This window comes from Candidatus Defluviilinea gracilis, assembly GCA_016716235.1.
Taxonomy (GTDB): Bacteria; Chloroflexota; Anaerolineae; order Anaerolineales; family Villigracilaceae; genus Defluviilinea; species Defluviilinea gracilis.
In genome coordinates this window covers 2282302-2293641 of the sequence record JADJWS010000001.1, presented here as the reverse complement: position 1 = coordinate 2293641, position 11340 = coordinate 2282302, and the positions used below count along the sequence as shown (strand labels likewise).

At 54.9% G+C, this 11340-nt stretch carries 12 protein-coding genes and 1 other RNA gene; 4 read left to right on the top strand and 9 right to left on the bottom strand.

Annotated elements, in window-relative coordinates:
- Nucleotides 1-2 precede the first annotated feature (2 nt).
- Together IPM31_10760 and IPM31_10755 are read right to left on the bottom strand one after the other, a co-directional pair.
- Nucleotides 3-410 (bottom strand): ATP-binding protein, encoded by a 408-nt coding sequence (locus IPM31_10760; GenBank protein ID MBK9007461.1) that lies wholly within the window; start codon nt 408-410, stop codon nt 3-5.
- Nucleotides 411-503: 93 nt separating this feature from the next.
- Nucleotides 504-839 (bottom strand): STAS domain-containing protein, encoded by a 336-nt coding sequence (locus tag IPM31_10755; protein MBK9007460.1) that lies wholly within the window; start codon nt 837-839, stop codon nt 504-506.
- A 145-nt stretch (nt 840-984) separates the two neighbouring features.
- Between IPM31_10755 and IPM31_10750 the strand changes: the two genes are divergently transcribed.
- The 4 genes from IPM31_10750 (at nt 985) to IPM31_10735 (ending at nt 2866) form a co-directional block, all read left to right on the top strand.
- On the top strand, nt 985-1443 hold the full coding sequence (locus IPM31_10750; GenBank protein MBK9007459.1) for a response regulator: 459 nt from the start codon (nt 985-987) through the stop codon (nt 1441-1443).
- Nucleotides 1444-1550: 107 nt separating this feature from the next.
- Nucleotides 1551-1649, top strand: an RNA gene (ffs, locus tag IPM31_10745) — signal recognition particle sRNA small type.
- Between the two features lie 9 nt (nt 1650-1658).
- A complete protein-coding gene (locus IPM31_10740) occupies nt 1659-2006 on the top strand; it encodes a hypothetical protein (GenBank protein MBK9007458.1) in 348 nt (115 codons plus the stop codon).
- Nucleotides 2003-2866, top strand: coding sequence for a hypothetical protein (locus IPM31_10735; protein ID MBK9007457.1), 864 nt, complete (start codon nt 2003-2005; stop codon nt 2864-2866). The genes IPM31_10740 and IPM31_10735 overlap by 4 nt, the downstream gene beginning before the upstream one ends.
- A gap of 30 nt (nt 2867-2896) precedes the next feature.
- Here the strand turns inward: IPM31_10735 and IPM31_10730 are convergent, their stop codons facing one another.
- The 7 genes from IPM31_10730 to IPM31_10700 all read right to left on the bottom strand — a co-directional run bounded on the left by IPM31_10730 (nt 2897) and on the right by IPM31_10700 (nt 11310).
- Nucleotides 2897-4321 carry an LCP family protein gene (locus tag IPM31_10730; GenBank protein ID MBK9007456.1) on the bottom strand — a complete coding sequence of 475 codons (1425 nt, stop codon included), beginning with the start codon at nt 4319-4321 and terminating at the stop codon, nt 2897-2899.
- Nucleotides 4322-4344: 23 nt separating this feature from the next.
- Nucleotides 4345-4920: a HEAT repeat domain-containing protein gene (locus IPM31_10725; GenBank protein MBK9007455.1), complete on the bottom strand. Its 576-nt coding sequence runs from the start codon at nt 4918-4920 to the stop codon at nt 4345-4347.
- Nucleotide 4921: 1 nt separating this feature from the next.
- The gene (locus tag IPM31_10720) at nt 4922-5140 is read right to left on the bottom strand and encodes a Trm112 family protein (GenBank protein MBK9007454.1); all 219 of its coding nucleotides are present in this window, start codon (nt 5138-5140) and stop codon (nt 4922-4924) included.
- Between the two features lie 39 nt (nt 5141-5179).
- Nucleotides 5180-7066, bottom strand: a complete 1887-nt coding sequence (locus tag IPM31_10715; GenBank protein MBK9007453.1) for a VanW family protein — start codon at nt 7064-7066, stop codon at nt 5180-5182.
- A 187-nt stretch (nt 7067-7253) separates the two neighbouring features.
- Nucleotides 7254-7889, bottom strand: coding sequence for an isoprenylcysteine carboxylmethyltransferase family protein (locus tag IPM31_10710; protein MBK9007452.1), 636 nt, complete (start codon nt 7887-7889; stop codon nt 7254-7256).
- A gap of 15 nt (nt 7890-7904) precedes the next feature.
- Entirely contained in the window at nt 7905-10436 is a 2532-nt protein-coding gene (locus IPM31_10705; GenBank protein ID MBK9007451.1) for a DUF853 family protein, read from the bottom strand.
- 226 nt (nt 10437-10662) lie between these two features.
- Nucleotides 10663-11310, bottom strand: coding sequence for an FHA domain-containing protein (locus IPM31_10700; protein MBK9007450.1), 648 nt, complete (start codon nt 11308-11310; stop codon nt 10663-10665).
- Between the last annotated feature and the right edge of the window lie 30 nt (nt 11311-11340).

The following is an 11340-nucleotide window of genomic DNA, read 5'->3' as shown; positions in this document are numbered from 1 at the left end:
CCTTATGCCTTTCTTTTGGTCATTGTGAGCGTATTACCGCGCGGGCTTGAAACGTATTCAAAGTCATCCATCAACTTGCGCATGAGAAAAATTCCCAGTCCCCCAATTTTGCGATCACTCAGGTCGGCTTGGATATCAGGCAACGGCACTTCCGAAGGATCGAAGGACTTGCCATGGTCGACCATAACAATGGTCAGGGTCTCGGCTTTCACACCGCAGGAGATCTCGAGCATTCCATCCGCGCTCCCTCTATAGGCATGTTCGATCACATTCGATGCGGCTTCGTCGGCGGCAAGCTGGATGTTGTAAACAGCCTTGTCGTTGAAGCCGTTTTCGCGGGCAATCACTCCCACAAATTCACGGATCTCGTCGAGGAATTCGAACTGTGCCGGGAACTGGACCGTCTGCATCCGATAAAACCGAAGCCGCCTCAACCGGTGGCTGAGAACGGCTCCTCTCTCGTTGCCTTCGTGTCTTTCTCCAACCTGAACAGGCTCCGCTATTTAGAAATGCCCAACCGCGTGCAGGGGGTCGTCAAAGGTTTTGAAAAGTTCTGTAAAGCCGGCCAGTTCAAGCGCTTCGCGAATCCGGTCAGGCACGCCGACGAGCACAACCTCGCCGCGATTATATTTCTTCGCATTGCGTTGCGCGGCAAGCAAGGCGCGGAACCCCGCGCTGGACATGTATTCAAGTTCGCTCATATCCATCACCAACTTGTATTTGCCCTCCTCATTGGCTTTCTCAAGGGCTTGCGCAAGTTGCGGAGCCGTCGCGCTATCCACCCGTCCCTTGACTTTGATCATTTCACAATGTTTGAATTCCTGAGTCGAAATTTCCATGGTACATCCTCCAGGTTGAATGAGCGTTTTATTGCGGTCAAAATTATAACACGACTGTCCTATCGGTTTTGTTGTGATTTTGGGACATTTAGGCGCCGCCAAAAACCGAAAATGAGTTAGAATGTTCCAAAATAAGCTATACATTATGACGAAAATTACCGGGAGACCCTACCTTGTCATGCTCGTAGAAGATAATGCGGACCACGCCGAACTTGTCATCCGCACTCTTGAAGAGCATCGTATCGCGAACGAAGTCCAACACTTTTTCGACGGGCAATCGGCGCTTGATTTTCTGCAACACCGAGGCGAATACTCCAACCCCGAGAATAAATCGCGGCCCCAGATCATCCTGCTCGACCTGCGACTGCCCAAAGTGGACGGGATCGACGTCTTAAAAACCATCAAAGAAGATGAAACCCTGAAAGCGATCCCGGTAATCATCCTCACCACCTCCGAAGCGGAAAAAGACGTTTCGAGAGCCTACTATAACCACGCGAATAGTTATCTGGTGAAACCGGTCGGCTACCCCGAATTCAAGCAACTCATGAACGATCTCCTGCATTACTGGCTTGGGTGGAATACGCAAGCGCGTTTGAATAGTTGAGCAAGTCGAAGAACAGCCAGCGCACAAATCACGCTGGCTGTTCGTTTTTAACAACCTCGCCGCCCTAATTGACACCCCTCCCCACATCGGGTATCCTTCGCCCGTCCGGGCAGGACCGGCGCGGCAGAGCCTTTCGAAACCCGCCAGGGTCGAAAGACAGCAACGGTAAGGAAGCGTTTCTGGGTGCCGCCGATCACCTGCCCGGATATTTATCCATGAAAATTAATCGCTGGCTATTTATCATCCTTGCATTCGTGATCGGCATCGGCGCCGGCCTTGCATATGGGTGGGTCATCGACCCGGTCGATTTCTTCGACCTCACGCCCGATACCCTGCGCGCCGACTTCAAAGCCGATTACGTGTTGATGGTTGCCGAGGCATATCACTCACACCGCGACCCTGGCATCTCAGCGCGGCAACTTGCCATGTTCGGCTCGCAATCTCCCACATCCATCGCCTCTCAAGGGTTGGAGTATGCGCGCTCGAACCGGTTTGCCGAGTCAGATATTGTCTTGATTCAGCAACTCGTCACCGCCCTCCAAGCCTGGAGCGGGATTCCATGAACCGCATCTTTTGGAGCGCCTTCCTCGCGCTTCTTCTCGGACTTGGAGCCGGGCTCGCCTACTCGTGGGTGATATCGCCCCTGCAAATCGTCGACGCGGTTCCCAGCGCCTTGCGCGACGACTTCAAAGACCAATACCGTTCCGCCATCGCCGCCGCGTATGTCAACACAGCGAATTTAGAACGCGCCAAAGCCCGCCTTACCCTACTGAACGATGCCGATCCCCTCGAAGCGTTGAACGCGCAAGCGCAACGCCTGCTTGCCAACGGAGACTTCCAAAACGCCGACCAACTCGCGCTCCTGTCTGCGGCTTTACAAAGCAACGGCATCAGTGTTGCGCCGCCGCCACCCTCAACTATTCCGGTTGAAATTATCCAACCCACCCAGTCACCAAACACGCCCTCCCCAATTCCCACCTCGCCTACGCAAGATATTGCGACCGCGACGCTGGGCATTACCCCAACCCAGCCCCTGCCGATCGCATCCACGCCTCGCCCGACCCAAACCCCAATTCCAACGATTGGCGTTCCGTTCAAGTTGATCGCGCAAGAAGCCTTGTGCGATTCGAATCTGCCAGACGGTTTATTACAAGTGCTTGTGCTCAATTCAAACCGCAGACAACTGCCGGGCATGGAAATCCAAATCACATGGGAAGCGAACGAGGATCGCTTTTTCACCGGCTTGAAACCCGAGTTGGGCAACGGCTACGCAGACTTCCTGATGACGCCGAACATCGCTTATGCTGTGCAACTTGCGCAAGGGAGCGATGTCGCTTCAGGGTTAATGGCTCCCGCCTGCCAGACCTCCTCGGGCGAAAATTATTTCGGCGGTTTCAAACTCACCTTCCAACAACCAAAATAAAACCTCCCTCTCTTTCAAGAGGGAGGTTCGTTATGGCATTGGGTTGTTATTCGCCCAGTCGTTGCCGATGCGGATCTCCACATCGACGGTTTGCGTCGGATCGGGCTTGATCTGAATCAGCGCGTTCTCGGTAATGCCGAACACCATTTGCAAGTATTTGAGCGTATACAGTTTTGGCGCGTACAACACGATCACCGTGCGGTCATAGGCGCGATCGGCGGGAGCGACTTCCTTGACCTGCATCCCCTGCGCCAGAAAATAATTACCGGTATTGGTTTCAAGCCCGGGGGTAAAAGAGCCATTCAACACGCGGACGCGGGCAAGGTCGAGGCGCATCAACGCGGTCAGGTCATTCTGCGGCGCCAGCGGACTCAACGCCCCAGCCGATGTGAAAATCTCATCGCGCAAAATGCGGATCTTGTCCGGCAACGGCTTCATGATGCTCGCATCCTGCCCGCCCAAAATCACGTTATCGAACGCCACCATCGTCGTATCGATCGCGCCTTGCTTGATGCTATCCGGTGGAATATCCTTGGCAAGCACTGCCAATTGGATCGCCACATCAAGCGGCATGTTCGTGCGGATGCCGGACGAAAACTCGTTGTAGAAATCGTCCGCCTGAGTGATGAGCGTGGGGAAGTTCGCCGGGTCGAGCACCTTGTCGCGGATGGCGAGGATCAACTTTTGCTGGCGCTGGGCGCGGGAAAAATCGCCCTCGCCAGATTTGCGGTGACGGGCATACGCAAGCGCCGTCGTTCCAACCAAGTGGCGAGGACCGCAACAGGTAAGCCGAATCTTGTCCTTGCCGCCGCCCACAGGATCGAGGCGCAAATCTTCGTCATTGTAAATATCGACGCCGCCGATCCGGTCGATGAATTGGACGAACGTGTTGAAATCGACCTGCGCGTAATACTGCACGGGCACGCCGATAAATTGCTCCACTGTTTTTCGCGCCAGTTCAGGTCCGCCGCCCGGTAATTTATTGCCTTCGCCGGAGGAGTACGCCGTGTTGATGCGGCTGTACCCAAAGCCCGGGATGTTCACCCACATATCGCGCGGGACGGACAACATGCCCGCCGTTTTCGTCAACGGATCGATCGTGAGGAGGATCATCGTATCGGAACGCGGGGCGCTGGTATCGGTATCGCGCGCATCCAACCCGATGATCAATACGGTAATACGGCTTGCGCCATCCCAGGCGGGCGGAAGATCGCTGGCAGGGATGATCACCGGGTCGGGCAAGTTCTCCGGCCCCGGCACAGGCGTGCCTTCGCTATTCGTGAGGGAGGGACCGTCTATCCCTGACTGCACGGTTTTACAATCTGAGGGAGCCCAGCCGGGGAGCGGAGTTAAGACCCAACAGGTGGTCAGGTTTTTGACAGCCGCGAAGGCGCCGATCGCCAGACCAGCCATGGCAACCCAGAATATCATTGTGCCCATTGAGGGGCGTTTCATGTTTTTTAGAAAATTCATTTTCATTACACCGGTTTCAAATACACCATATCCAATCCAAGTCGTTCCAAGCCTTCTTTCGCCCAATGTTGCAAGAGCGCCGAATCTTCCTCCATCACCTTCATCAACGTGGGGATGGCGCGAGGGTCGCGGATCTCCGCCAGCGCGCGGATGGCGTGAATTCTCACCGCTTGCGATTTGTGATTCACCGCTTCGATCAGCGACGGGACAGCGGGTTTGCCGATTTTGACCAACGCACGCGCCGCGAGGCTACAGACCATCGCGTCGGCATCGCTCAACGCGCGGACGAGTGGCTGGGTCGCGCTTTCGTCGGGTTTCTCTGCCAGCCCCAGTGCCGCGCATTGGCGAACTTCAGGGGCGGTATCGCTGAGAAACGGGAGCAATTGTCCCGTCGAAACATGAGGCGCTTGTGACAGCGCGCGAACCGCCCACCAACGAGTATCCACTTCAGCAGAGGCGCTCAACTTCAAAAGCGAGGGAATCGCATCTTTACCGAAATCAACGAGCGCCGAAATGGATTTTTCTGCCCGCGCTTCGTCTTTGCTGGCGAGGTCGTTCAGGAGATCTTGCAGCGCGTTCACGTTATTTCGAGGGAGGCGGGATCGGCAAGGCGCTTTCCGCTGTGCCAACCCACTTATCCCCTTCTTCGATCAACATGATCGGGATATCGTCCACGATGGGGTATTTGCGGCCACAGTCTTTGCAAATAAACCATGCGTCATTGCGCAAGTTAAGCTCGCCGCCAGTGGAGCGGACACAATTTGGGCATCGTAGAATTTCTTTTAGATTTGCGTCAATCATGGAACCTCATTTCTCGATCGCGGGCAATTCTACCACCGCCTAGGTGGATGGATTGCGGCACAATTTTTTCTCTGCCGCAAGTTTTTCGGGGTTTCTCGAATCGGGCCCAAATTGACAGATCGCCTGCCAGGGTTCGTAGTGGGTGACGAATTGATCTTGAAACAAGACTGCGCCATCTTGAGACACCGTGCGCGTGACGGTGACATCCGCGCCGTTCGCGGCGTAATCTATCTGTTTCATTTCGTTCTTGCTCAGGTCGGGGTTCTCTTCAAACAGGGGCGATGGCGCAGGGACAACGTTGACGGGTCCCGTTGTATCCCACGAAACGGTGCGCCCGGAGGAGGTGGAATACATTTTCCAGGTCAACGAACGACCGCTTTCGTTCACGTAGGTTTCCATCAGAATCCAATAGGGCGTGTCGTTTTTGAATTTAAAATCCACGAGGGGAAAATATACGGTGGCGTCCAACCCCGCCAGATCGGGGTCAACCGCGCCGCTGGCGGTCATCTCATAATATGAGACTCGATACGCGTGTGAATACCGCTCCACCACCGGGAAGCCGGCGTTGAACACAGTGCGGAACAACGTGGTGCTGACCTGGCACACCCCTCCGCCCACACCCTTGATGGTGCGGCCGCCAAAAATGATGAGCGCTTCGGCAAATCCGTTTTCGAGGCTCACATCGCCCATGGCCGCGCCCATCGAGAAGATTTCACCCGGCGCGATCATCACGCCGTGAAAGCGTTCGGCGGCGGCTTTGATATTTTGAATACGCTCCTGGCTGGAACCGTAAAAATACGATGTTTCAGAGGCGATCAGTTCGGTGATGCCCAATTCCTGCCCTGTGGCTGTGCCGGGGATTTGCGGCTGAGCCTCGTTGATCACCAACGACACCGTGTGTTCGCCGCGAAATAACGCGTCGTTGATGGTTGAGATGCTGGCGTTCACATCCATTGCGCGACCCGTTTTCGAGTCTTCCATCTTGTCCAATTGTTTCGTTTCGTCGTTGAAAATGAATTTGGCGTTGGAGGGCGCGCGATCCACTTCCGCTTTGATCGGGTTGAGCAGGTTTCGCAACCCCTCCGAATTCAACACAACATGCACTTCGGTCTGCGCTCCGTTTTGCACGCGCTGCACGCCGAGCAAACTTGCCAGCACCCGCGCATCATACACATATGGGCCGGGGTCGCTTTCCGTCGAGTTTTGAATCGTCAGCGTAAGCGGCTGGCTCAGCACCTGCCGCGCCGCTTCGGCTTGCGCGCTCACATCCAGGATCTGAGGTTGGATCTCCTGCACCACCAGAGTCACTTCGCCGTCGGTAAAGGTTTGCAATTGCGCGCCGAGGTATACCATCGTTGCCTCGAGCTTCAACTCGCGTCCCACTTGCCCCGCTTTGGCGACCACGTTCGTCCCTTCGAGTTCCAGGCTCGCCTCCGCCATCGGTTGATTGATCTGCGCGCTGATCTGACTCAGATAGTGAGCCGCCACGCGCTGGTCGAACAGGATGACTGCGGGCACATCCGCGCCCGAACTGCGCGCTTGAATTTGACCGGTTAATGAACCGAATAACCCGCCGCTTCTTCCCAACTGGAAGGCGGCTCCGGCTGTGGAGGAGGGATCGAACACCATGCCTAATTCGGCTGGGGACGCCACCCAAACTTTTTCGCCATCCCGGAACAATATCTTTCCGGTGATCGGATACGATAACGTTTGGTTCAACTTCAACGCGGCTTCATCACGCGTAAGTCCGGAAAGGTCCACGCCGGCAACTGAAACGCCGGGGAAGATTCGCCCGGCATACATCAGTTGATATCCCAACGTCGAGGCGATGAGGATGCCAAGAAACAACGTCACGCCGCTGACAAACGCGGCAAGGATCTGCGGTAATGCGGGGAGGGTTCGATACGGGTTGGAAATGGAAGCCATACGTGAAAAATTATACCTTCACCGGTCAGACAAACTTAAGTCTCAACTAAGAAAACGAGTTCACGAATATTTCGTAAAGGCGCCGAAAAAGAGCCTCACCGCTGATCTGAAAGAAAAATCTGCGTTATTCAGCGCGCATCGCGGTCAGCGTCCCGATTTTGAAAGTGTAAGGTAATCAATCTCTTTCTTATACCTTATCCGTCGATTGCGGTTCTAAAACGAGAGGAGAACGCGATTTGTTCCTGCCAAATTTCAAGCCGGGAATGAGCATAGGCGTACTCGCCCGGTATTTCGCGTACTCTTCGCCGAACTCGCGGAGCAATTTTCGCTCCTCGAAATAAATGCCGACGCGAATATACGCGGTCAGCGAGAGGTAGGCGATCAACAAGTTCATCGTCATCACCGGCGTCAGCCAGAGGAAAAAGAGGAAGTACGCGTAAAAGGGATGCCGCACGATCGCATACGAGCCGCTTCCAACCAGTTTACGCTCGCTGGGGAGTTCAACCAATTGTCGCAAGCCGATGAAATACAAGATACCGTAATGATACAGAGCGGTGAATAAACAAGCGGCGAAGAACACCTGCCCGGCGATCATCAGCTGCATGAACGGAGCCGGGACGCGATACAGCAATCGGCTGGGGAGTGTAAACAACAGGATGGGAATCGGCAAAAAGGTCAGCGCCGCAAAGACGTTGAAAGCGAGGCGGTAGAACTTCATGAAGCCATCGCCCAACGCGCGGCGGATCCATTCCTTGACCGCAAAAGTTGAATTGACCGAATGAAAGAAGCCCCAAAACGCAACCGCTACGATGATCCAGAACATAAGACAGCGCGGCTGTTACTCAGCCCCAAATGCGGGGAGTTCGAGCAAGCCGCCGCCGGAGTTCACGAGATAGTAGGGCATCCAGCCTACGCCGAATAGATTCACATACACATCGGTCTTTTTGGGGTTGACGGTCACTTCAGTCGATTCGCTGGCGGCTCTTCCCCAGCGTTCAGTGATCTCCGCTTCGATCTGTTCACGCTGTCTTTGAAGATCGTCGATATCGTTTTTAAATTGTTGAATGGCTTCCTCCGACTCGCGCACATCTTCCTTTGCGTTCTTCGCCATTCGGAACTTTGAGACCGGCGTGGAAAGACTCTTTTTACGTCCCAACCCGAACAAGCCTGCCACAGCTTCCACTCCGTTTAGCCCGGCTTCGATGTTGCGGTTTCTCGCATCTTCTTGATCCTGGCGGAGTTCGCGTTCTTCCCGGTAAATTTTGTCTTCGAGAGTTTTTATCTTTTTATCGATCGCGGAGGTTTTCTTCTCGAGTTCGGCGTCGCGCAACGCGCGCGCCGCGTCGGAGCAGGCGGTCATGAATTCGGCTTGAGTCACATCGGGACCGGCGAATACTTTCAACGCTTGGTTCGCGCGGGCAGTGACGGATGAATTGCGGAAGACCCAATCGGTGAAATCTTTTTGCAAGGCGGTCATCAATTTGGCGTCGTTCAGCGGCGCATCCACTGTGCCGAATTTTGTGGAGGGCGCGGGAGATGTGTCCACGTTATCCATCGGTTTGCCGGTAGCCGCGTAATCCTCCCAGCGGACAGTGCCGCGCTTTTCGGGCGAGGCGACAACCGCCGTGCGCGCGATCTCGCTGTTCACGCCGAGTTTGCGGTCGAGGATGCGGATCTGGGCGGACGCCAGCAACGCCGGCTTGTACACGATGCTTTCGATCATCGCTTCGGAGGGCGCGGGTTGATTCGCGGCTTTGAACGCTTCGGGCAGGCTGAGGTTTTGCGGGAGGAAATACTCTCGGATCGTTGGAGGGATGGAGGGCTTGGTGGAGGAGAATTGGGAATTGGAGGTTGGAGACTGGAGATTGGAGACTGGAGATTGTCTTTGCGGGGCAGACGCCATGAAAGATGGTTGAGGCGTAGAAACAGTTGAGGAGGGCGAGGCAGGCTGACCCTGAGTCGGAAGCGAAGCATCCGCATTGGCGAGTTGATTCAATGCGGGAATTTGAGTCCGCGTGATGGGACCGGCGAGAAAGTTCATCACCCAGCGTGTTTGCAATAACTCCGGCGCTTTGGAGTGGACGTTATGCAAGACGAACACGCGCTTGCCGAGCGATGAAATTAATTTATCGAAGATACCGCGCGAGACGCCGCCCGCCGCGCTTTCAAGCCCGTCGAGCAGTCTGTTTTTATCTTGATCGGTTTGCAGTTTGCCGATGAACCACGTGCCGGCGTTGGACAAGCCTTTGTAGTCCACATCCACCGGGTTTTGCGTGGCAAGCAATAAGCCAAGCCCGAACGCGCGCGCTTGTTTTAACATGCGAAGCAACGGCTGTTTGGAAGGCGGGTTGCCGAGCGGAGGCAGATAGCCGAAAATTTCATCCATGTAGAGGAGCGCGCGGAGGGAGGTTGCGCCGCTTTGGGTGCGCATCCATGTTTCGACGGCAGAGAAAAGCAGTGTGACGAAGAACATGCGCTCGGCGTCGGAGAGATGCGCGAGATAAAAAATGCTGTGACGCGGCTTGCCCTCTTTGGTATAGAGCAACGCGTTGACATCCAGCGATTGACCTTCGCGCCAAGCCTCGAATGCGGGCGCGGCGAGGATGTTGTTCAAGATCATCGCCAAGTCCATGCGGTCTTTGGCGGGGAAGAAAGTGTCCACTGGGAACGCGCCGAGTTTATCGAACGGCGGGGTTTGCGTTTGCAAAATTAATTCGGTGAGTTCAACGTCTTTGCCTTGACTCCACGCGTTCTCGAAGATGTTGGAAAGCAAAATGTGTTCGCGCGAACGAATGGGATCAATGTCATTGATGCCAACGAGTCCGAGCAGGGCTGTCACTGTGCTTGCGATTCGCTCGCGCAGGGTTTCGCGGTTATCCTGCCATGAGATTTCAGGCGCGGCAAGCGATGACAACACGCTGACAGGGATTCCCGAATCGGAGCCCGGTGTAAAAACGGAAAATTGCACAGAATTTTTCAAGGCGAGCACGCGCTCCGGAGTCATCCCCCACTCTTTCAAGCCATTGCGCCACGAAGTGGACGCGTCCGTTGCGACCTGTTCGAGAGTCTTGCCGGAACGACGCGCCAAATCTGCATCGATCCACGGTTGAAAATCTTGCGGAGCAAGTTCGGGGAAGTGCAAAATTAAATTGGTGAGATCGCCCTTCGGGTCGATGATAATAGCGGGGATGCCCTGCAACGCGGCTTCTTCGAGCAGGGCAACGCATAAACCGGTCTTGCCGGAGCCGGTCATGCCGGTCACGACCGCATGCGTGGTGAGATCGGCGGGATCGTAATTGATATTCTTCGCGGTTACTTTTTGCGTTTTCGGGTCGTACTCGCGTCCAAGATAAAAATTTGAGTCTGTCATTCAATGTCTCCTAATTTTATGTCATGCTGAGCGGAGCGAAGCATCTCTCCTCTCGCCAGAAATCTTCTTGGAGCAACATAGATTCTTCGTCGCTCCGCTCCTCAGAATGACATGATTCTGATAGTTAATGTACTCTATTTTATAACGAATGACAAGGAAGCCTAATTAAAAAATCCTGTGACTAAAATTCACCACAGGTTTTTTTGATTGGTATGAATCGAATAGGTCATGTTGACGGATTATCCAATCGGATTCCGTGACCGCGCACCGTGTCTATGTATTGGTGACCCGGGTCGAGCGCGGCGAGGCGTTCGCGCAGGCGGCGCACCAAGGCATCCAACGCCTGATCAGACACGCCCGCAGATTGATCGTCGCTCCACACCGCCGTCACCAGATCGGGACGGCTGATCACTTGTCCCTGCGTATCGTACAACAACCACAGCAAGCGGAATTGTTGAGCGGAAAGCGGAGGCTCGAGTTCCTGCTGGCGCACCCACACGCGGCGCGATTTTTGATCGATCATCAATCTGCCCGGCTTGCCGCCATCCAGCAGGGGCATGGTGGCGTCGGAGGTGAGGTAGGTGAATTGCTGGGCAATTCCCACCGCCAGACGGTCGCCATCCTGCAACATCACAGGAGCCGAAAGCATGATGCCGTTGTGATACGTTCCGTTCTTACTCCCCAGATCCTCGAGCATCACCCCTTCGTTGGTCGGCGTCATGCGCGCGTGGAAGCGCGAAATCTGCCGGTCGGCAACAACCACATCGCACGTAGATTCGCGCCCCAGCACAACGGTCTGACTTAACTGCCAGCGTTTGCCTTTGAGCGGCCCATCCTCGGCGATCAATAACGGATAATCTTCTGTTTTTTTCATGAAACTTTTATCGACTTTGGATGTCAGGTA